The 19,976-nt window shown below is 73.2% G+C and carries 18 protein-coding genes and 1 pseudogene; 11 read left to right on the forward strand and 8 right to left on the reverse strand.

All coding sequences use genetic code 11. From position 1 onward, the window contains the following. Positions 1-30 precede the first annotated feature (30 nt). The 8 genes and pseudogenes from EES43_RS13555 (at position 31) to EES43_RS13590 (ending at position 9,062) form a co-directional block, all read left to right on the forward strand. On the forward strand, positions 31-1,434 hold the full coding sequence (locus tag EES43_RS13555) for a cytochrome P450 family protein (RefSeq protein ID WP_124268964.1): 1,404 nt from the start codon (positions 31-33) through the stop codon (positions 1,432-1,434). Positions 1,435-1,703: 269 nt separating this feature from the next. Continuing rightward, positions 1,704-2,830 (forward strand): annotated as a pseudogene (locus tag EES43_RS13560) (cytochrome P450). After that, entirely contained in the window at positions 2,827-3,633 is an 807-nt protein-coding gene (locus tag EES43_RS13565) for an enoyl-CoA hydratase/isomerase family protein (RefSeq protein WP_124268965.1), read from the forward strand. The pseudogene EES43_RS13560 and the gene EES43_RS13565 overlap by 4 nt, the downstream one beginning before the upstream one ends. Positions 3,634-3,665: 32 nt before the next feature. After that, positions 3,666-4,619 carry a TerC family protein gene (locus tag EES43_RS13570; RefSeq protein ID WP_124268966.1) on the forward strand — a complete coding sequence of 318 codons (954 nt, stop codon included), beginning with the start codon at positions 3,666-3,668 and terminating at the stop codon, positions 4,617-4,619. Between the two features lie 121 nt (positions 4,620-4,740). Continuing rightward, positions 4,741-5,544, forward strand: coding sequence for a VOC family protein (locus tag EES43_RS13575; RefSeq protein WP_124268967.1), 804 nt, complete (start codon positions 4,741-4,743; stop codon positions 5,542-5,544). 173 nt (positions 5,545-5,717) lie between these two features. Beyond that, a complete protein-coding gene (locus EES43_RS13580; protein WP_124268968.1) occupies positions 5,718-6,110 on the forward strand; it encodes a TOBE domain-containing protein in 393 nt (130 codons plus the stop codon). Positions 6,111-6,226: 116 nt separating this feature from the next. Next, positions 6,227-7,033 (forward strand): molybdate ABC transporter substrate-binding protein, encoded by an 807-nt coding sequence (gene modA, locus EES43_RS13585; protein WP_124268969.1) that lies wholly within the window; start codon positions 6,227-6,229, stop codon positions 7,031-7,033. An 85-nt stretch (positions 7,034-7,118) separates the two neighbouring features. Then, entirely contained in the window at positions 7,119-9,062 is a 1,944-nt protein-coding gene (locus tag EES43_RS13590) for an ABC transporter permease (RefSeq protein ID WP_124268970.1), read from the forward strand. 46 nt (positions 9,063-9,108) lie between these two features. Here EES43_RS13590 and EES43_RS13595 read toward each other — a convergent pair whose 3' ends face one another. Next, positions 9,109-9,738 (reverse strand): class I SAM-dependent methyltransferase, encoded by a 630-nt coding sequence (locus EES43_RS13595; RefSeq protein WP_124268971.1) that lies wholly within the window; start codon positions 9,736-9,738, stop codon positions 9,109-9,111. Positions 9,739-9,910: 172 nt separating this feature from the next. Here EES43_RS13595 and EES43_RS13600 point away from each other — a divergent pair, with 172 nt between their 5' ends. After that, positions 9,911-10,276 carry a PH domain-containing protein gene (locus tag EES43_RS13600; RefSeq protein WP_124268972.1) on the forward strand — a complete coding sequence of 122 codons (366 nt, stop codon included), beginning with the start codon at positions 9,911-9,913 and terminating at the stop codon, positions 10,274-10,276. A 20-nt stretch (positions 10,277-10,296) separates the two neighbouring features. On the opposite strand, the gene EES43_RS13605 is transcribed toward EES43_RS13600, so the two are convergent. Further along, the gene (locus EES43_RS13605) at positions 10,297-11,067 is read right to left on the reverse strand and encodes a peptidoglycan recognition protein family protein (protein ID WP_124268973.1); all 771 of its coding nucleotides are present in this window, start codon (positions 11,065-11,067) and stop codon (positions 10,297-10,299) included. Positions 11,068-11,184: 117 nt separating this feature from the next. Further along, positions 11,185-12,702 carry an alpha/beta hydrolase gene (locus EES43_RS13610; RefSeq protein ID WP_124268974.1) on the reverse strand — a complete coding sequence of 506 codons (1,518 nt, stop codon included), beginning with the start codon at positions 12,700-12,702 and terminating at the stop codon, positions 11,185-11,187. A gap of 206 nt (positions 12,703-12,908) precedes the next feature. Here EES43_RS13610 and EES43_RS13615 point away from each other — a divergent pair, with 206 nt between their 5' ends. After that, positions 12,909-15,206: an MMPL family transporter gene (locus EES43_RS13615; protein WP_124268975.1), complete on the forward strand. Its 2,298-nt coding sequence runs from the start codon at positions 12,909-12,911 to the stop codon at positions 15,204-15,206. 9 nt (positions 15,207-15,215) lie between these two features. Beyond that, positions 15,216-16,301 carry an acyltransferase family protein gene (locus EES43_RS13620; RefSeq protein ID WP_124268976.1) on the forward strand — a complete coding sequence of 362 codons (1,086 nt, stop codon included), beginning with the start codon at positions 15,216-15,218 and terminating at the stop codon, positions 16,299-16,301. A 31-nt stretch (positions 16,302-16,332) separates the two neighbouring features. On the opposite strand, the gene EES43_RS13625 is transcribed toward EES43_RS13620, so the two are convergent. The 5 genes from EES43_RS13625 to EES43_RS13645 form a co-directional block, all read right to left on the reverse strand. Beyond that, a complete protein-coding gene (locus tag EES43_RS13625; protein WP_124268977.1) occupies positions 16,333-16,536 on the reverse strand; it encodes a hypothetical protein in 204 nt (67 codons plus the stop codon). Between the two features lie 126 nt (positions 16,537-16,662). After that, positions 16,663-17,001 carry an SCO5918 family protein gene (locus EES43_RS13630; RefSeq protein ID WP_124268978.1) on the reverse strand — a complete coding sequence of 113 codons (339 nt, stop codon included), beginning with the start codon at positions 16,999-17,001 and terminating at the stop codon, positions 16,663-16,665. Positions 17,002-17,086: 85 nt separating this feature from the next. Then, positions 17,087-18,646, reverse strand: coding sequence for a DEAD/DEAH box helicase (locus EES43_RS13635; protein ID WP_124268979.1), 1,560 nt, complete (start codon positions 18,644-18,646; stop codon positions 17,087-17,089). 241 nt (positions 18,647-18,887) lie between these two features. After that, positions 18,888-19,091 carry a cold-shock protein gene (locus tag EES43_RS13640; protein WP_124268980.1) on the reverse strand — a complete coding sequence of 68 codons (204 nt, stop codon included), beginning with the start codon at positions 19,089-19,091 and terminating at the stop codon, positions 18,888-18,890. 339 nt (positions 19,092-19,430) lie between these two features. Beyond that, the gene (locus EES43_RS13645; protein WP_124268981.1) at positions 19,431-19,757 is read right to left on the reverse strand and encodes a MerR family transcriptional regulator; all 327 of its coding nucleotides are present in this window, start codon (positions 19,755-19,757) and stop codon (positions 19,431-19,433) included. Positions 19,758-19,976 lie beyond the last annotated feature (219 nt).

A 19,976-nucleotide genomic window follows, 5' to 3' on the forward strand; every position in this document is an offset into this window, starting at 1 on the left:
GCGCCCCGCGATCACACCGAGGAAGCTCACATGGACTCTCAGCCGGGAGCCACCCCCTACAGCGCCCCCGCTGGGTGCCCCATGCACCAGCCGCAGACGTCGCTGTACGGACCGGAGTTCGCCGCCGATCCGCAGAGCGTCTACGCCAGGTTTAGGGCGCACGGAGCCGCCGCACCGATCGAGCTCGCGCCCGGGGTGGACGCCACGCTGATCGTGCAGCACGAAGCGGCGCTGCGGGTCCTTCAGAACCCGTCGCTGTTCGCCCGGGACTCGCGGCGCTGGGCGGCGCTGCGCGAGGGCGCGATCCCGATGGACAGCCCGGTGCTGCCGATGATGGCGTACCGGCCCAACTGCCTTTTCACGGACGGCGCGGAGCACCTGCGGCTGCGCAAGGCGGTCACCGAGTCGCTGGCCCGGCTGAACGTCAGCCGGCTGAGCCGGGACGTCGAGCGGATCGCCGACTACCTGATCGACCAGTTCATCGAGCGCGGCACCGCCGACCTGCTCAACGAGTACGCCAAGCTGCTGCCGCTGCTGCTGTTCAACCAGCTCTTCGGCTGCCCCGGCGACATCGGCGACCGGCTGACCCGCTCCATGGCGGCCATCTTCGACGGCGAGGACGTGCTGCGCGCCAACGCCGAGCTGACCGAGTGCCTGATGGAGCTCGTCGCCCTCAAGCGGCGCCAGCCCGGCGAGGACATCACCTCCTGGCTGATCCAGCACCCGGCCGGGCTGCGGGACGAGGAGCTGAAGGACCAGCTGGTGATGCTGATGGGCGCCGGGGTGGAGCCGGAGCGCAACCTCATCGCCAACGCGCTGCTGCTGATGCTCTCCGGCGACCAGCCGGGCGGCGCCGAGCGGCGCGGTTCGGGGATGCTCGTCGAGGACGCGCTGGACGACGTCCTGTGGAACAACCCGCCGATCGCCAACTACGCGACGCACTACCCGGTACGGGACGTCGAGCTGGACGGCGTGACGCTCAAGGCGGAGACCCCGGTCGTGATCAGCTTCGCCGCCGCGAACACCGACCCCGGCCTCACCGACGCCCGCCAGACCCTGAGCAAGGGCGCCCACCTGGCGTGGGGAGCGGGCCCGCACGTGTGCCCGGCCAAGTCGCCCGCGACGCTGATCGCGCTGACCGCCATCGAGAAGATCCTCAACACCGTGCCGGACCTCGCGCTGGCGGTGCCGGCCAACGGCGTCGGCTGGCGGCCGGGCCCGTTCCACCGCGCGCTCGTCGCGCTGCCCGTCCGGTTCACCCCGACGACCGCTCGCCGCGCGGCGACCGGCGCCCAGTCCCCCGCCCCGGCCCAGATGCCCGACCCGTACCGCACCGCGGCCCCCGGCCAGACCGCCGCGCCCCGTCACGCGGCGGAGTCGCCCAAGAAGGCCAAGGGCTGGTGGAGCTCGTTCCTCGATGTCTTCCGCGTATGACCCACGCGCGGACAATTCACTGAACACACCGGGCATTCACGGCAATTACATGTGACGGGGGCCACAAAGATCGATGCTTGGCGCGGATATCCGGAGGGGTAGGTTCACGGCGGTAACCATGGGCCCAGGTCAAGGAACTCTGCGTGAGCGCTATTGGTGTCACCACCCGGACCCGCGCCGAACTTCAGGTCCTCGTCTCCCTGCTCCGCCGGCTGAACTCGCCGGAGGGGCAGGCCGCCCCGTACGGCATCCTGGCCGAACTGCGGGAGATGGGGGACGTCGTCCGCGCGCCCTGGAAGGGCTACTTCGTCACCGGTTTCGACGCCTGCAGCCAGGTGCTGCGCGGGCGCGACTGGCTCCGCCCGACTTCGCCTGGCAGGAGCGCCAGGGGGACGCCCCGCGGTGGAACGCGATCGCCACCCGGGAGATGACGGGAACCCTCTCCCGCCTCAACGCGCCTGAACACACGTGTCAGCGGCGCAGCCTCGGCAACCTCTTCGACCGCTCCGCCCTCCAGCGCCTGACCCCGACCGTCCGGCAGGAGGCCGACCGGCTGCTGGACGATCTGGCCGAGGGACTGCGCCGCGGCGAGGCGGACTTCGCCTCGATCGTCAGCGAGCGGCTGCCCATCGCCACGGTCGGGGCCTGGCTCGGGATACCGCCCGAGGACCACTCCCACATCCTGGAGATGACCCACGACCAGGTCTACGCGCAGGAGCTGCTGCCCACCGGCAGTCAGCTCGCCGTGTCCGCCGCCGCGACCGCGCGGCTGCGCGCGTACTTCACCGCCCTGGTCGCCGGGCGCCGGGCCGAGCCGCGCGAGGACGTGCTGACCGGCTGGATACACGCCTGGGACGCGCTGGAGCCGGACCGGGAGCGGGCGGACGAGACCCTCTATCGGCTTGTCATGTTCGTGACTATCGCCGCGCTGGAGACCACCGGCACCCTGCTGAGCTCCATGACGTCGCTCCTGGCCGAACCGGGCCGGTGGGCGTGGCTGCGCAGCCATCCCGAACACGTCGACGCGGCCGTCGAGGAGGTGCTGCGCTACGACCCGCCCATCCACTTCAACACCCGGATCGCCGCCCGGGACACCGTGCTGGCCGGCGTCCCGATCCCGAAGGACGGCATGGTCCACGTGCTGTACGGCGCGGCCAGCCACGACCCGCGCCGCAATCCGGACCCCGAGACCTTCGACATCGGCCGCGGCGGCGGCCACCTCGCCTTCGGCAGCGGGGTGCACTACTGCCTCGGCGCGGCACTCGCCAAGCTGGAGGCGCGGACGCTGCTGACCCGCATGCTGGAACGTTTCGCCACCCTGCACACCGTGACACCGCCGGTGTACGCGGCCCGGATGGTCTTCCGCCGGGTCACCTCGCTGGGCGTGGCGCTGTGAGGCCGTCGCCGCCCGGCTCCCCCACCTGCGCCGTCCACCCCGGCACCGTCCGCACCCGGCGCGACGGCGCGGTCCTGCACGTGGAGCTGCACACGCCCGCGAACGGCAACGCGGTGACCGGGGCGATGCTGGACGAGCTGTGGGGCGTCGTCGCCGACCCGGACCCCGAGGTCCGGGTGCTGGTGCTCAGCGGAGCCGGGGACGACTTCTGCCTCGGCGGCGACCGCGCCGAGTTCGCCGACCGGCTGGAGGAGGATCCGACCGGTCCGGGCATCCGGATCTCCGGGGAGAAGGCCCGCCGGGTCTGCGAGGCGATCTCCGGGAGCCGGGCGGTGACCATCGCCCGCGTCCACGGCCGGGCGATCGGCGCGGGGCTGGCGCTCGCGCTCTCCTGCGACCTGCGGGTCGGCGCGGACACCGCCGGGTTCCGGCTCCCGGAGCTGGCGCTCGGGCTGCCGGTCGCCTGGGGCGGCGTGCTGCCCCGGCTGATCCACGAGACAGGCGCGGCCCGGGTCCGCGAGCTGGTCCTGACCGGCCGGGCCTTCGGCGCCGCCGAGGCGCACGCGCTCTCGGTGCTCCAGCGCGTGGTGCCCGAGGCGGAACTGGACGAGGCGGTCGACGCCTGGGCGAAGCCCGTGGTGCGCCGGCCCGCGGCGGCGCTGCGGGTGACCAAGGCGCTGTTCAACTCCTACGCCGCCGCCACCCGGCTGGCCGACCCGTCGTTCCTCGACGCCGAGCTGCTGGCCTCGGTCGCTGCCGCCACCCGGCGCACTCCCGCGCGCGATCCAGGCCCCGGCGGGTAACACTCGTAAAAACCTAGAGGGAGGTCCCCGGCGTGGATGTACCGGTCTGGCTCTGGATCGTGTTCGTGGCGACCGTGGTCATCTCGCTGACGGTCGACCTCCTCGCGCACCGCAGCGCGCACGTCATCGGCTTCAGGGAAGCCGGGCTGTGGAGCGCTCTGTGGGTGACCCTCGCGCTGCTCTTCGGCGTGGTGGTCTTCGTGGTGCTCGGCACGACGGCCGGGACCGAGTACACGACGGCGTGGCTGCTGGAGAAGAGCCTGTCGGTCGACAACCTCTTCGTCTTCGCGCTGATCTTCTCGTATTTCAAGGTGCCCCGCGCCTATCAGCACCGGGTGCTCTTCTTCGGCGTCATCGGCGCCCTGGTATTCCGCGCGATCTTCCTCGCGCTCGGCGTCGCGGTGGTGAACCGCTTCACGGGCGTGCTGTTCCTGTTCGCCGCCATCCTGCTCTACAGCAGCTACAAGATCCTCAGCGGCCAGGAGGAGGACTTCGATCCCGGCAAGAGCTTCGCGGTACGCATGCTGCGCAGGATCATGCCGGTGCAGGACGAATACGAGGGCACGCATTTCATCGTCAGGAAAGAGGGGAAGCGGATCGCCACCCCTCTGCTCGCGGTGGTCGCCGCGATCGAGGCCGCCGACCTCGTCTTCGCCGTCGACAGCGTGCCCGCCGTGCTCGCCGTCAGCGACGACACCTTCATCGTCTACACCAGCAACGCCTTCGCGATCCTGGGACTGCGGGCCCTGTACTTCCTGCTGGCGGGACTGCTGGACCGGTTCCACTACCTGAGCCACGGCCTGGCGGTCATCCTGGCCTTCATCGCCGTCAAACTCATCCTCCAGGCGTGCCACAAGTTGATCAGCACCTCCATCCCGGAGATCCCCTCGCTGGTCAGCCTGGCCGTCATCGTCGTCATTCTGGCGGTCTCCGTCGTCCTCAGCCTGCGCCGCCCGGTGAAACCCGCGGGCGGACCCGACGAGTGATCCGCGCCGACCGCCTTCCCCGGCGCGCGGCCGGGCGGCGTCCTGGTTAGCGTGGAAGGAGGGCCGTGCGGCGGGGAGGGCCCGACGGCCGGGCGGCAAGGACAGGGAAAGAGTCAGTGCCATGGCTGTACTACCCGAGGGCGCCCCGTGCTGGGCGGACGCGATGTTCGCCGATGTCGAGGGTGCCAAGAGCTTCTACGGAGACGTGCTCGGCTGGACGTTCGGCGAGAGCTCGTCCGAATTCGGCAACTACACGCAGGCGTACGCGAACGGCCGTGCCGCCGCCGCCGTCGTCCCGCCGATGCCGGGCGCCGACGCCCCGGCGGCGTGGTGCCTGTACCTCTCCTCGCCCGACGCCGCCGCGACCGGCAAGGCGATCGGCGAGAACAGCGGCGAGGTCCTGATGGGCCCCATGCAGGTCGGCGAGTTCGGCACGATGCTGCTGGCCCGCGACCCGGGAGGCACGGTCTTCGGCGTGTGGCAGGCCGGCAGCCACGAGGGGTTCGAGACGGAGATGGGCGCGCCCGGCGGGTTCTGCTGGGGCGAGGTCTTCACCCGCGACCCGGACCGCGCGGACGCGTTCTTCGCCGCCGTCTTCCCGTACAAGGTGAGCCGGTTCGACGACCCGTCGATGGACTACGCGATGTTCGACCTCGGCGGCCCGCCGGTGCTCGGCCGGATGACGATGGGCGAGGATTTCCCGCCCGAGGTGCCCGCCTATCTGAACGTCTACTTCGCCGTGCCGGACTGCGACGCCGCGGTGGCGAAGGCGACCGCCCGCGGCGGCGTGCTGCGGTACGGACCCGTCGACAGCCCCTTCGGCCGGATGGCCGCCATCAGCGACCCGCAGGGCGCGTCCTTCTCCGTGATCGACGTGTCCAGGACCGAGGGCGAGGTGCCGGCGAGCAGCCCCGTGACGCCGTGACCTGACCCGAGGCGGACCGTACGCCGTGCCGGGACGACGCCCGGCGCGGCGTTCGGCTGCCCGGACGCACTGCCCGGACGCACTCCGTGCCTTCCTCCGATCGCCTCGCATCCGCCATGGACCATCGTCCGGAGAATGGTGGATGCGAGCCCGATTGGCCTAGCGTGTCGCACATGCAGTCCTACACAATCGGTCAGGCAGCACGACTTCTCGGCGTCAGCCCCGACACCGCCCGGCGCTGGGCCGACGCCGGCCGGGTCGCGACCCATCGGGACGAGGCCGGACGCCGTCTGATCGACGGCCGCTCCCTGGCCGCGTTCTCGATCGAGGTCGGCCAGAGCGGCGGCGAGGAGGAGACCCCGTACACCTCGGCGCGCAACGCCTTCCCCGGCATCGTCACCGCGGTGAAGCTCGGTGACGTCGCGGCCCAGGTCGAGATCCAGGCCGGTCCGCACCGGCTCGTCTCCCTGCTGACCCGCGAAGCGGTGGAGGAGCTGGGCCTGGAGGTCGGCATGCGGGCGACCGCCCGGGTGAAGTCGACCAACGTGCACATCGACCGCACCTGAAGCGGCCCGCACCGGCCGCCGCCCGCGTCCCGTACGCGCCCGCCGCGCCCGGCGGACGCCAGCACCGCCCGGACGGCGCCCGCCGGCCGCGTACGCATCCAAGGAGCCTCACCCTCATGCCCCTGATCAACCGCCGTCGCACCGCCGCCGCCGTCCTGACGACCGCGCTGCTCGTGCCGCTCGCCGCCTGCGGCAGCGACGACGCCGAGGACGCCGACAGCTCCGCGAAGCCCTCCGCCGCCGCGTCCGGCGCGCCGAAGGCCGACCTGACCGTGCTGGCCGCCTCCTCGCTCACCGACGTCTTCAGGACGGCGGGCGCCGCGTACGAGAAGGAGAACCCCGGCACGAAGATCACGTTCTCCTTCGCGGGCTCCCAGGAGCTGGCCGCCCAGGTCGAGCAGGGCGCCCCGGCCGACGCCCTGGTGACCGCCGACACCAAGACCATGGACGGGCTGGGGGGAGAGACCGGCACTCCGACGATCATCGCCAAGAACCGCCTGGTCATCGCCACCGGCGAGGGCAACCCGGAGAAGATCGACGGCCTCGACGACCTCGCCGACAGCAAGCTGAAGGTCGTCCTCGCCGCTCCCGAGGTGCCGGTGGGCCGCTACAGCGAGCAGATCCTCGACGCGCGGAAGATCGTGGTGAAGCCGGTCTCCCAGGAGCCCAACGTCCGCGCGGTCCTCAGCAAGGTCGAGCTGGGCGAGGCGGACGCCGGACTCGTCTACAAGACCGACGCCGCGACCGCCACCGACAAGGTCGACGCCATCGAGATCCCGGACGCCGAGAACGCCATCGCCTCCTACCCGGCCGCGACGCTGAAGGGCTCCCGGAACAGCGAGGCCGCGGCGGCGTTCGTCGCCTGGCTCTCGACGCCCGCCGCGCAGAAGATCCTCCAGGGCGCGGGCTTCCAGCAGCCGTAGGGCCGCTCCGGCCGACACCGCCCCCGTGCCCGTCCCGAAGGGGGACGGGCACGGGGGCACCGCACTCCGAGCCCTGGGGGCACCGATGAAACGTCCCGGCCGCCGCACGCCCGGGGCCCGCGCCCCCGTGCTGCTGACGGCGCCCGCGCTGCTGGCGGTGGCGTTCCTGATGCTGCCTCTCGTCGGCATCCTGGTCCGCACCTCCTGGGGCGGCCTCGGCGGGCACCTCACGGATCCCGCCACCACCGAGGCCCTGCGGCTCTCGCTGCTGGTCTCGCTGTGGGCGCTCGGGATCTCCCTGCTGCTCGGGGTGCCGCTGGCCTGGCTGCTGGCCCGGGTGCCCTTCCCCGGCAAGGCGTTCGTCCGCTCGCTGGTCCTGCTGCCGATGGTGCTGCCGCCCACCGTCGGCGGCGTGGCGCTGCTGCTGGCCTTCGGGCGGCGCGGGCTGCTCGGGCCGTGGCTGGAGGACGCCTTCGGCATCACGCTCCCGTTCCACACCTCGGGCGCGGTGCTCGCGGCGGCCTTCGTCGCGATGCCGTTCCTGGTGATCTCGCTGGAGGGCGCGCTCGGCGGCCTGCACCCCCGCTACGAGGAGACGGCGGCCTCCCTCGGAGCCTCGCCGGTACGGGTCTTCCTCACCGTGACCCTGCCCATGGTCGCCCCCGGGCTGGTCGCCGGAGCCGCGCTCACCTGGGCGCGGGCCCTCGGCGAGTTCGGCGCCACCATCACCTTCGCCGGCAACCTGCCCGGCACCACGCAGACCCTGCCGCTCCAGGTCTATCTGCTGCTCCAGGAGTCGCCGGAGGCCGCCACCTCCGTCTCGCTGCTGCTGCTCGCCATCGCCATGGTCGTGCTGATCGCGCTGCGGGGCCGCTGGACGGGCACCCCGGGCGACCGGCGCCCCCGTACGCCCAAGGCCGGGGCCGGTACGGCGGACGAGCCCACCGCACCGCCGGACCCGCACGCACCGCCGGCCGACGCCGTGCCGTCCGCGCGCCGGCCGCTGCACGCCGAGGTCACCGGGTTCACCCGGCTGACGCTGGAGGCGGCGGCGGGCACCACCATCGCGGTCGTCGGCCCCAACGGGGCGGGCAAGACCACCCTGCTGCGCGCCCTGCTCGGCCTCACCCCGCGCGCCCGCGCCGAACTGCGCCTGGGCGACGACGACGTCACCGCACTGCCGCCGCACCGCCGGGGCGTCGCCTGGGTCCCCCAGGACGGCGCGCTCTTCCCGCACCTGAGCGCGCTCGGCAACACGGCGTACGGGCTGCGCGCCCGCGGGGCGTCGCGGGCCGGGGCCAGACGCGAGGCCCAGGCGTGGCTGGACCGCCTCGGCGTGGGCCACCTGGCCCACCGCAAGCCCGGCGACCTCTCCGGCGGCCAGGCCCAACGCGTCGCCCTGGCCCGCGCGTTGGCCGCCCGTCCGCGCCTGCTGCTGCTGGACGAACCGCTCGCCGCCCTCGACCAGACCACCCGGGCCCGGGTGCGGCACACCCTGCGCCGGCACCTCGCGGACTTCGGCGGGGTCTGCCTGATCGTCACCCACGACCCGGTCGAGGCCGTCTCGCTGGCCGACCGGGTCCTGGTGCTGGAGGAGGGCCGCGCCGTCCAGGACGAGCCGCCCGCCGAGGTGACCCGCCACCCGCGCTCGCCGTGGGTGGCCCGGATGCTCGGCCGCAACGCCTGGCCCGGCACCGCCACCGCCGACGGGCTCGCGCTCGCGGACGGCGGGCTGCTGGTCGTCGCCGACCCGCTGCCGACGGGAGCCGAGGCCCTGGCGGTCGTCGCTCCGGAGGCCGTCTCCGTACACCGGGAGCGGCCCACCGGCAGCCCGCGCAACGTCTGGCCGGGCACGGTCCGCGAGATCACGGCGGGCGGCAGCCGGCTGCGCCTGCTGATCACCTCCGCCGAGGCCCCGGACCTGGTCGCGGAGATCACCCCGCAGGCCGCCGCCGAACTGGGCATCGCCGACGGCACGGACGTGTGGACCGGCATCAAGGCGACCGAGGTGACGGTGGTCCCGCTGTGATGTCCACCGGCAGACAGCCCTCGAGCGCCGGACATCCGGCGTCGCCTCAGCGGAGACGGGCCAACAAATGGCTGTCGAGGAAGCCCCGCTCGGAGGACGGGTCGTGGAGCAGCCGCGCGAAGGTGACGAGCCCGGCCCCCGCCAGCAACTCGGCGAACCGGTCCGCCGGCCAGCTGTAGGCGGGCGCCACCTTGTGGTCGAAGCGGACCGGCTCGGGCGCGTCGGTCCCGAAGAACGAGACCAGGAGAAGGCCCTCCGGAGCCAGGACGCGCGCCTGCTCGGCGAGCAGCGCGGGTAGTTCCCCGGGAGGGGTGTGGATCATCGAGTAGTGGGCCAGCACACCGCCGAGCGCGCCGTCCTCGACGGGCAGGGCCTCCATCCGGGCCTCGTCGAACGTCAGCGCCGGATGCGCCCGCCGGGCGTGGTCGACCATGGCCGGGGAGAGGTCGAGCCCGAAGGCGTCCAGCCCCAGATCGTGCAGCACGGCCGTCAGATGTCCGGGCCCGCAACCGACGTCGGCCACCCGCGGATTCCCCGTACCGCGCACCAGTTCGGCGAAGGCGCCGATCATGTTCCGCGCGAACGGCCGCGTCTCCAGTCGATCGGCGAACATCGACGCGTACAGCTCGACGACCCCGTCGTAGGCCGCCCTGGTCTCGTCCTGGTGCTCCGCCACGGGAAGGAAGCTAGCACTCCCCGTGCGCGGGCCGGTGCCGGATCGCGCACCGTCGAGGCGGACCCGCTCGGCGCCACCGACCCCCCTCGACCCGCCGGGGTACCGCCCCGTGGGAACCGAAACACCCCGTACAGGCGTATCACCGTACGAAGATACGAGAGACGGGACATCCATGGCACTGTTCGGCAACGCCCACACCGTCAACCCGGCCACCGCCCAGCAGGACTACGCGCGCCTGCTCGGCCAGGGCGAGCAGGTGCAGGCCGCATTCCAGCTGATCCGCGACACCATCCTGTTCACGGACCGCCGGCTCCTGCTGGTCGACAAGCAGGGCATCACCGGCAAGAAGGTGGAGTACCACTCCGTCCCCTACCGCAGCATCACGCACTTCGCGGTGGAGACGGCCGGAACGTTCGACCTGGACGCCGAGTTGAAGATCTGGATCTCGGGGAACGCCACTCCGGTCCAGAAGACCTTCACCAAGGGCGTCGACATCTACGAAGTGCAGGCGATCCTCACGCAGTTCGTCGCGCGCTGAAGGCCGTCCCGGTCGGATGCTCAGAAGTACGGGCGCAGCCGGGAGGACGCCGAGTGGCCCGGCACGGAGGCGCGCAGCCGGGCCACACGCTCCCTCAGCTCCGGCAGCAGCCCGTACAGCTCGTCCCCCGGGCACCGGGTTTCGAAGCTGTCCCGGTGCCCGGAGATGACGTGGAGCCGGGCCACCTGACCCTTGTCGAAGCGGCTCTCGGCGTTCGTCGAGACCAGGTCGACGGTGCCGAGCGGGTCCGCGCCGGGTCGCAGCTTCCAGGCCGCGAGCCGCACCAGCGCGTCCATCATCGCCTTCGGCACCTCGGTGCCCTCCCCGAAGGAGCCGATCGCCGCGATGCCCACCGTGTCGGTGTTGAACCCCTTGGTGTGGGCTCCGCGCACCGGCCGGGCGACCCCGCCCGCCCGGCCCTCGTAGATGGTGCCGCAGCGGTCCACGAGGAAGTTGTAGCCGATGTCGTCCCAGCCGTCCTGCCGGATGTGGTCGGCCTGGACCGCCCGGATCAGCTTCGGGGCGTCGGCGCAGTCGTAGTCGTTGGGGTTGCCGGTGTGGTGCACGAACACCGCCCGCGCCGGGCCCGTGTAGTGCGGGTGCTCCCGCACCAGGCCCTCGTCCGCCCGCCACCGGCTCCGGCTCACCACGGCCGGCTGCGGCAGCCCGCGCGGCGGACGCGGCCCGACGGCGAACTGCCGCTGCGGGTCGTGGACCGCCGGCCCGTCCCGGAACACCAGGAGGGCCAGGGGCAGCAGCAGGACGCCCAGGACGAGTCGGCGGGACCACATGCCCTCCACCCTGCGCCCAGACCTGCGCCTTCGCACAGGAGCGGGCCGTTCGGGTGACCCCGCCGCCCGGCCCGCACAGCGAGGGGCAGCGGGGTACCGCCCCGGGTGGAGGCCCGCTCAGTTCGGGCAGTGCGCGTCCCGTGCCGGGCGCACGCCGTCGACCAGGAACGCGCTGACCGCCCGGTCGCCGCAGGCGTTGCCGTTGCCCAGGTACATGCCGTGCCCGCCCTGCCCCACCGTGACCATCCTGGCCCGGTCCCCCAGGGCCTCACGCATCCTCAGCGCACCGGCGTACGGGGTCGCCGGGTCGCGCAGGCTCTGGATCATCAGCACCTCGGACGGGCCCTCGCCGGTGATCCGCACCGGCTTCTCCGACGGCCCGGACTTCCAGAAGGCGCAGGGCGTGATGTTCGCGGGCATGCCCGCCGTCAGCGGGTACCGCTCCCGGTCGGCGGCGACCCGGCGGGCGTAACCGGCTGCCGACGACGGCCAGCGCACGTCGTTGCAGATCCCCGCGACCATCAGCGACGCGTCCTCGTCCGGCAGCGCCCGCGCGAGCTCCGGGGGCAGCACCGGGCGGCCCAGCGGGTCCTGCGCCGCCCGCACCAGACGGGCCAGCGCGGGGAACGCCGCATCGCTGTACAACGCGTTCTGGAGCGCCTGGCGCAACCCGTTCCCGGTGAGCGGGACGCCCGCCACGTCCGACGCGCGCGGGGAGCCGTCCAGTCGCCGGGCCAGCGCCAGGAGCAGCGGCTCCACGTCCTCGGCCCGGTCCGCCAGCCGCAGCCCCGCCTCCTCGCGGGCCGGGTCCGCCGCCCAGGCCGCGAAGTCGGGGAAGCGGTCGGCGGCCCCGGCCGCCATGTTCTCCAGCCAGCCGTGCGCCACCCGCGCCGGGTCCGGGTCGCCGGTGCTGTCCAGGACCAGGCGGTCGACGCGCTGCGGGAACTTCTGCGCGTACACCGCCCCGACGTACGCCCCGTAGGACGTGCCCCACACCGTCAGTTCCCGCTCTCCCAGCGCACCGCGCAGCCGGTCGATGTCGCGGGCCTCGTTCAGGGTCGAGACCGAGCGCAGCAGCGCGTCGCCCCCGCTCTCGCAGGAGGCGGCGGTCCGCCGGGCGCGCTCGGTGTTCTCCGCGATCCCGCCGTCCGCGTCGGGCCAGGACCGCAGGGTCGTCAGCCACCGGTCCCCGGCGGGAAGCCCGCAGCGCCCCCGGGTGCTGCCGCCGACCCCGCGCGGGTCCAGGCTCACCAGGTCGTACCCGCCCCCGGTGGCCGCCCGCAGCGCCTCGCCCTTCTGCGCCAGGCGCTGCACCCCCGAGGAGCCGGGGCCGCCCGGGATCACGAGCAGCGTCCCGCGCCGGGCGGCGGGCCGGTCCGTGCGCAGCCGGGCCACCGCCACCTCGACGGCCGGCCCGCCCGGGTCGCGGTAGTCGAGCGGTACGCGCAGGGAGGCGCACTCCTGGCCGGCCGGGACGGGGGCGCCGCCGGACGGTTCGCAGGCGTGCCAGGCGAACGCGGGCTCGGCGCGGACCGCCGGGCGGCCGTCGGCCGCCGCGAGGCCGGGGGTCAGCGTCGCGGCCACGGCGGTCGCGCAGAGGGTGAACAGCAGGGCCGTACGGGTGGGTTGCGTCATGCGCCCAGCCTGGCCGGGCGGGCCGGATCCGCCCATCCGGCTGTCCGGCGGACGAGGGTGGGGCAGGCCCGTCGGGGAACCCTGACAGGGCCGCCCGTCACCCGTTCCCCCGCGCCGGGGTGCCGCGCTTCGCCGGGGGCCGTTGAATGCGAAGGGTCCGAGGCGCCCGGACGGGCGCCTTCCCCGGGGGCGGGAGCGGGAGCCGCATGCCGTCGTCACAGGTTCGCACCTCCGCGCGGTCCGCCGCCGGGCGGCCCGGGGTGCTGCGCCGCACGGGCCGGTGGTGCGCCCGGCACTGCGTCACCGTGCTCGTGCTCTGGGTGGCCGCCGTCGCCGGGGTCCAGGTCCTCCAACAGGTCTACGGGGGCGACTACTCCGACGACTTCTCCGTGCCCGGCACCCAGTCGCAGAACGGCCTCGACGTCCTCACGGCCCACGCCCCGTCCGGCGGGGGCTACAGCGCGCAGGTCGTGCTGCACGACGCCGACCACCCGCTCAGCGCCGTCTCCGACCAGGTCGCCACGGCCGTCGCCGACCTCCAGAAGCTGCCCGACGTGCTCTCCGCGCAGAATCCGCTGCCGCCGTCCGGCTCCACCCCGCCACCGCCGCCCGACCCGGACACCGGGCCCCTGTCGACGGACGGGAAGACCGCCTACATCACCGTCCGGTTCTCCGTGCAGCCCACCACGCTCGACCCGTCCTACCTGGACGGCGTCGACTCCGCCGTGCGTCCGCTGCGCTCGGCGGGGGTGGAGGTGGAGTACGGCGGCCCGCTCGGCGAACTGGCCCGGCCGGAGCCGAACGACCGGCTGAGCGAGCTGATCGGCTTCGCGGTGGCGATCGTGGTGCTGCTGATCGGCTTCGGCAGCCTGGTGGCCGCCGTGCTGCCGCTGGTCACCGCGCTGGTCTGCGCCCTGGCCGGGCTGGGGCTGCTCGGCCTGCTCGCCGCCGCCGCGACCTTCGCCACGGTCTCCCCGACGCTCGCCACGATGATCGGCATCGGCGTCGGCATCGACTACGCCCTCTTCCTGGTCACCCGGCACCGGCAGAACCTGATCGACGGCGAGGACCCGGTGACCGCCGCCGGGAACGCCGCCGCCACCAGCGGCCGGGCCGTGCTGCTCTCCGGCTTCACGGTGATCGTCGCGCTGTCCGGGCTGTGGGTCTCCGGCATCTCCTTCATCGGCAAGCTCGGACTGGCCGCCGCCGTCACCGTCGTCACCGCGGTGGTCGGCGCGCTCACCCTCGTACCGGCCGTCCTCGGGCTCGTCGGCCGCCGCGTCGACCGGCTGCGGGTGCGCACCCCGGTGGCCGAGACCGACGCCGAACCGGGCGGCGAGGCGCACGGCGGCTGGCACCGGTACGCGCGGCGGGTGGAGCGGCGGCCCTGGTGGTTCCTGGGTGGCGGCGTGGTGGTGCTGGCGGTGCTGGCCTTCCCGCTCCTGTTCATCCAGCTCGGCCACATCGACGACGGGGCCGACCCGACGTCGTTCACCGACCGCCGCGCCTTCGACCTGATGTCCAGCGCCTTCGGCCCCGGCTCCAACGGGCCGCTGACCCTCGTCATCGACCAGAGCAAGGTGCCGTCCGCCGACCGGGCCGCCCTCGCCGACCAGGCGCAGAAGGCGCTGACGGGCGTGCGGGACGCCGCCTCCGTCACCCCGTTGACCGCCACCTCCGACGGCGACGCGCTCACCGGCACGGCGTACTCGGTCGCCGCCCCGCAGGACGAGCGGACCACCGCCCTGGTGAACCGGCTCGTGGACGACGTCCTGCCGCGGGCCGTCGCCGGCACCGGGGCCGACGCCTACGTCACCGGCACGACCGCCGCCCAGGTCGACTTCCTGGACATCGTCGCCGGCCGGCTGCCCCTGATCATCGCCGTCGTCGTCGGCCTGGCCTTCCTGATCATCCTGGTGGTGTTCCGGGGCCTGCTCGTGGCGTTGAAGGCCGCCGTCCTCAACGTCCTGTCCATCGCCGCCTCCTACGGGGTGGTGGTGGCGGTCTTCCAGTGGGGCTGGGGCGGACCGGCGCTCGGCGTCTCGGGAGACGTCCCGATCGAGAGCTACGTGCCGATGATGATGTTCGCCATCGTCTTCGGGCTCAGCATGGACTACGAGATCTTCCTGCTCTCCCGCATCCACGAGGCGTGGCTGCGCACCGGCGACCCGAAGGCGAGCGTGGCGCACGCGCTGGAGATCACCGCCCGGGTCATCACCTGCGCCGCGCTGATCATGGTGAGCGTCTTCGCGGCGTTCATCATCAGCGACGACATCGTGGTGAAGATGCTGGGCCTGGGCCTGGCGGCCAGTGTGCTCATCGACGCCACCGTCGTCCGGCTGCTGCTGGTGCCGGCCGTGATGACGCTGCTGGGCCGCGCCGCCTGGTGGATTCCGCGCCCGCTGGAGCGGATCCTGCCGCACGTGGAGCCGGAGGGGCAGGCGGACGGCGGGCGTCCGGAGCGCCGGGGGGCACCCGGCGACGGCGGCGGGGGCACGCCCTAAGGTGTCAGGATGCCCTCGCCCCTGACCTCGAAGCCGCCGCTGTCCACCGCGGTGGCCGCCCCGGACAAGGCCGCCCCGGCGGCCGGCGGCCGGGACCACTTCTTCGACAACGCGAAGTACCTCGCCATCGTGCTCGTGGCGATGGGGCACGCCTGGGAGCCGCTGCCCGGCAGCGGTCGCCTGGTGGAGACCGCGTACACGTTCGTCTACACCTTCCACATGCCGGTGTTCATCCTGATCGCGGGCTACTTCTCCCGCGGCTTCGAACTGCGCGCGGACCGGGTGTGGAAGCTGGTCACCAGCCTGCTCGTGCCCTACGTGCTGTTCGAGATCCTCTACACGCTCTTCCACCGGGCCCTGGAGACACCGGACTTCGAGCTGTCGCCGCTCTCGCCGTACTGGCTGCTGTGGTTCCTGCCCGCCCTGTTCTTCTGGCGGCTGTCCACCCCGCTGTGGCAGGCGGTCCGCGCGCCGGTCCTGGTCTCGCTCGCCATCGCGGCCCTGGCCACGCTCTCGCCGGCCGCCGACGGACCGTTGCAGATCCAGCGGATCCTGCAGTTCCTGCCGTTCTACGTGCTCGGCCTGCGGCTGGGCCCGCACCACTTCGAGCTGGTCCGCCGCACCTGGGTGCGGGTCGCCTCGGTGCCCGTCATGATCGCGGGGCTGCTGCTGGCGTACTGGCTGGTGCCCCGCATCTCCACGTCGTGGTTCTTCCGGAAGAACAGCGCCGAGGCGATGGGGACCGCCGACTGGACGGGTCCGGCGGCCACGGTCCTGCTGTTCCTCGGCGCGGTCGTCCTCGGCGCCTGCTTCCTGTCCTGGGTGCCGAAGGGCCGGACCTGGATGACGGCGCTGGGCACCGGCACGCTGTACGGGTACCTGCTGCACGGCTTCGTCGTCCGGGGCCTGCGCTACGAGGGCGTCTACGACCTGCCGTTCTTCCGGACCACGGCGGGCACCGTCGCGGTCACCGCCGGGGCCGCGGTGATGGTCACCCTGCTGTGCACCCCGCCGGTCCGGCGGCTGCTGCGCCCGGTGCTGGAGTCGCGCATGGCGTGGGCCAAGCAGCCCTCCGCCTCCGGGCGGCCGTCCTGAACCGCCGAACGGCCGCCCGGAGGAGGGCCGTTCAGGTGTCCACCAGCGAGTTCCTGCCGAGCAGCGCGACGTGCTCCAGGACGTCCTCCAGCGGGTCGTCGATCTGACCGGTCGAGATCAGGGACACGTGCGGGGCGTTGTGCGAGTCGGTGTGCGTCTCGTCGGCGGACGCGGACCCGGCGGGCAGGACGGAGGCCGCGACGGTCATGCCGAGCGCGGTGAGCGTTTTCTTCATGATCCGATCTTCGCCCGTCCGGGTGGCGCGGCGATGTCCCGCGTCACCCGAACGGCCCCCCGCGCGGCCGACGTCGGCCGGTAACCGACGTCGGCCGCCCGGTTACCGACGCGCCGGGCGCGGGGCTCAGCCGACGCCGGGCTCCCGGACGGGGGCCGCGGCGGCGTCCGGGGTGCCCAGGAGCGCGGAGGCGGTCTCCAGCGGCGTACGGGCGGGCGCGGGCGCGGCGCTCTCGGCCGTGCGGCAGGTGAAGCCGAGCCGGGTCAGCGCCCGCACGACCTCGGCGGAGCTGAAGTCGCGCCGGTCCTGCCGGGTGATGACCTCGCCGACCTGCTTGACCGGGTAGACCCGGCGGCTGATGACCACCGCGTCGCCGGTGACGGGTTCGGGCTTGATGCCCTTCATCGAGTCCTCCACCTCGTTCTTGAACAGATCGAAGGGGAAGCGGGCGATGACACAGCGCATGGTTCCTCACCAGGGTTCGCGTCGACGGGAGGCGTACGGGGGAGCCGTACGGGAAGGGCGGCGGCGCGCGCCGCCGCCCCGCGGGTCAGGCCGCGCGGTTGGTCCGCCGCTGGGCGGCGGCGGCACGCGCCTCCGGCGTCGGCAGGCCCGGCCGGCGGCTCCGCGCGGGGGCCCCGCCGCCGCGCTTGGTGCCGCGCCCCATGAACGCGCCGCCGCGGCTGCCGCGCTCCTTGGGCGGTGCGGTGATGACCACCGGGACGCCGGACGGCGCCTGCGCGCCGGTGATCCGGCTCAGCTCGGCCTCGCCGGAGCGGACCTGGGCGATCTGCGGGGTGATCCCGGCGTCCGCCATCAGCCGGGTCATCTCGCGGCGCTGGTTGGGCAGCACCAGCGTGACGACACTGCCCGACTCCCCGGCGCGGGCGGTCCGGCCGCCCCGGTGCAGGTAGTCCTTGTGGTCGCTGGGCGGGTCGACGTTGACGACCAGGTCGAGGTTGTCGACGTGGATGCCGCGGGCCGCGACGTTCGTGGCGACGAGGACCGTGACGTGCCCGGTCTTGAACCGCTCCAGGGTGCGGGTGCGCTGCGGCTGGGACTTCCCGCCGTGCAGCGCCGCCGCCCGGACCCCGCTCTGGAGCAGGTGGTCGGTGAGCTTGTCCACGGCGTGCTTGGTGTCCAGGAACATGATCACGCGCCCTTCGCGGGCCGCGATCTCCGTCGTGGTGGCGTACTTGTCGGCGCCCTGGACGTACAGCACGTGGTGCTCCATCGTCGTGACCGCGCCGGCGGCCGGGTCGACGGAGTGCACGACCGGGTCGTGGAGGTAGCGGCGGACGAGCAGGTCCACGTTGCGGTCGAGCGTGGCCGAGAAGAGCATCCGCTGCCCCTCCGGGTTCACCTGGTCGAGCAGCTCGGTGACCTGGGGCATGAAGCCCATGTCGGCCATCTGGTCGGCCTCGTCGAGGACGGTGATGGTGACCCGGTCCAGCTTGCAGTCGCCGCGCTCGATCAGGTCCTTGAGCCGGCCCGGGGTGGCGACGACGAGTTCGGCGCCGCCGCGCAGCGCGCTGGCCTGGCGGCCGATCGACATGCCGCCGACGACGGTGGCGATCCGCAGCTTGAGCGACCGGGCGTACGGGGTGAGCGCGTCGGTGACCTGCTGGGCCAGTTCCCGGGTGGGGACGAGGACCAGGGCCAGCGGTCGCCGGGCGTCGGCGCGGCGGCCCTCGGTGCGGGCGAGGAGCGCGAGGCCGAAGGCGAGCGTCTTGCCCGAACCGGTCCGGCCGCGGCCCAGGACGTCGCGCCCGGCCAGCGAGTTCGGCAGGGTGGCCGCCTGGATCGGGAACGGCACGGTCATGCCCTCGGCGACGAGCGCCGCCTTCAGCGCGGCGGGCATCTCCAGCTGGTCGAACGTCTCGGCCGCGGGGAGCGCCGGGGTGATGGTCACCGGGAGGGCGAACTCGCCCTTCACGGCGGCGGGGCGGCGGCCGTGGCCGCCGGAGCGCTTGGGTCCGCCGCCGAAGCCCGCCGCGCGGCGGTCGCCGCCGCCGGAGTACTTCGGAGCGCCGGTGCGACCGCCGGGGGCGCCGCCCGAGCGGGTGCGGGAATATCGGTCGTTGGAGCGGGGCGCGCGTTCGCGGTTCATGCAGAACCTTTCCTCGATGTGGCGCGTATCGAGGGATTCTTCGAGGACCGCCGTGAACGGCGCCCAGAATCGCAAGAACGAGCCGATGAAATGACAAAAGAAAGTGAAACCGGGCCGCCGGGAATCAGTGCACCGGGGACGGCTTCGGAAGGGGAGGCGCCGGGCGCTCCCCGGAAACGACAACGAGCTGGGGCCCGCACCCCAAGGTGCGGGCCCCAGCTGCGCAGTACTGCCTGAGCGGTCAGGCGGGGGTGATGTTCTCGGCCTGCGGGCCCTTCTGGCCCTGCGTGACGTCGAAGTTCACCTTCTGGCCCTCCTGCAGCTCGCGGAAGCCGGTGGCGGCGATGTTCGAGTAGTGGGCGAAGACGTCGGCGCCGCCGCCGTCCTGCTCGATGAAGCCGAAGCCCTTTTCCGCGTTGAACCACTTCACGGTGCCAGTAGCCATGTCATATCTCCTTAGGGGCAGAGCCCGCGGGTCCACACTGTGCGGACCCCACGTCGCCGCGATGATTACCCCGTCCGGAAGAACACCGGAAATACAAAAGTGCGCCCGCCGACATCCGACCGGCAAGAGCACTTGAAGTTTTTGGGAACCACAACTGCAACTGAGATCAACACTAGCACGGCGCCACCGGCGGAGGCTGTACGTCAAATCACTCCGCCCGGCGGAACAAACCGGCCGGCAAAAAAGCCTCATCGCGCTTTGCGTGAAATTCTGTGCCGGCGAATACAGATATGCACGCGAGAGCGCCGGACGCACCCGGGGCGTCGGTCCGGGCCGGGCTCAGCGGTCGGCGTCGCCGCGCAGCTCCTCGTTGAGGCGCAGCGCCTCTTCGAGCTGGTCCTCCAGGATGACGATGCGGCAGGCCGCGTCGATGGGCGTCCCGGCGTCGACCAGTTCGCGGGCGCGCGCGGCGATGCGCAACTGGTAGCGGGAGTAGCGGCGGTGGCCGCCCTCGGAGCGCAGCGGCGTGATCAGCCGCGCCTCGCCGATCGCCCGCAGGAAACCCGGCGTGGCGCCGATCATCTCCGCGGCTCGCCCCATCGTGTAGGCGGGGTAGTCGTCGTCGTCGAGCCGGTCGGTGGCGTGCGAGGGGGTCTCCGGGGGCATCTGCACCTCTTCTGTCACACAGGACCGGAGGACCCGGGGCGCCGTACGCCCGCGGGGTGCCCCTCTGCTGCGTACCGCTGTTTCACCTGACTGCACAAGAAAGCCTAAGGGGACCGGAAGGCCATGTCTATCGCGGCCGGAACAGGTTCAGGGGACCTCGGAGCGGGCCGTGCGCGCGGCGCGGCGAATCGCTGACCGACCGGTCAGTTGTCGTCGGGC

This window comes from Streptomyces sp. ADI96-02, from assembly GCF_003846185.1.
Lineage (GTDB): Bacteria > Actinomycetota > Actinomycetes > Streptomycetales > Streptomycetaceae > Streptomyces.

Bases quoted from the DNA above. Each gene is read 5' to 3' on its own strand.
- EES43_RS13590 (WP_124268970.1), top strand. From the start codon at position 7,119: ATGAAACGTCCCGGCCGCCGCACGCCCGGGGCCCGCGCCCCCGTGCTG.
- EES43_RS13620 (WP_124268976.1), top strand. From the start codon at position 15,216: ATGCCCTCGCCCCTGACCTCGAAGCCGCCGCTGTCCACCGCGGTGGCC.
- EES43_RS13555 (WP_124268964.1), top strand. From the start codon at position 31: ATGGACTCTCAGCCGGGAGCCACCCCCTACAGCGCCCCCGCTGGGTGC.
- EES43_RS13575 (WP_124268967.1), top strand. From the start codon at position 4,741: ATGGCTGTACTACCCGAGGGCGCCCCGTGCTGGGCGGACGCGATGTTC.
- modA (WP_124268969.1), top strand. From the start codon at position 6,227: ATGCCCCTGATCAACCGCCGTCGCACCGCCGCCGCCGTCCTGACGACC.
- EES43_RS13605 (WP_124268973.1), bottom strand. From the start codon at position 11,067: ATGTGGTCCCGCCGACTCGTCCTGGGCGTCCTGCTGCTGCCCCTGGCC.
- EES43_RS13600 (WP_124268972.1), top strand. From the start codon at position 9,911: ATGGCACTGTTCGGCAACGCCCACACCGTCAACCCGGCCACCGCCCAG.
- EES43_RS13615 (WP_124268975.1), top strand. From the start codon at position 12,909: ATGCCGTCGTCACAGGTTCGCACCTCCGCGCGGTCCGCCGCCGGGCGG.
- EES43_RS13635 (WP_124268979.1), bottom strand. From the start codon at position 18,646: ATGAACCGCGAACGCGCGCCCCGCTCCAACGACCGATATTCCCGCACC.
- EES43_RS13610 (WP_124268974.1), bottom strand. From the start codon at position 12,702: ATGACGCAACCCACCCGTACGGCCCTGCTGTTCACCCTCTGCGCGACC.
- EES43_RS13580 (WP_124268968.1), top strand. From the start codon at position 5,718: ATGCAGTCCTACACAATCGGTCAGGCAGCACGACTTCTCGGCGTCAGC.
- EES43_RS13625 (WP_124268977.1), bottom strand. From the start codon at position 16,536: ATGAAGAAAACGCTCACCGCGCTCGGCATGACCGTCGCGGCCTCCGTC.
- EES43_RS13630 (WP_124268978.1), bottom strand. From the start codon at position 17,001: ATGCGCTGTGTCATCGCCCGCTTCCCCTTCGATCTGTTCAAGAACGAG.
- EES43_RS13640 (WP_124268980.1), bottom strand. From the start codon at position 19,091: ATGGCTACTGGCACCGTGAAGTGGTTCAACGCGGAAAAGGGCTTCGGC.
- EES43_RS13645 (WP_124268981.1), bottom strand. From the start codon at position 19,757: ATGCCCCCGGAGACCCCCTCGCACGCCACCGACCGGCTCGACGACGAC.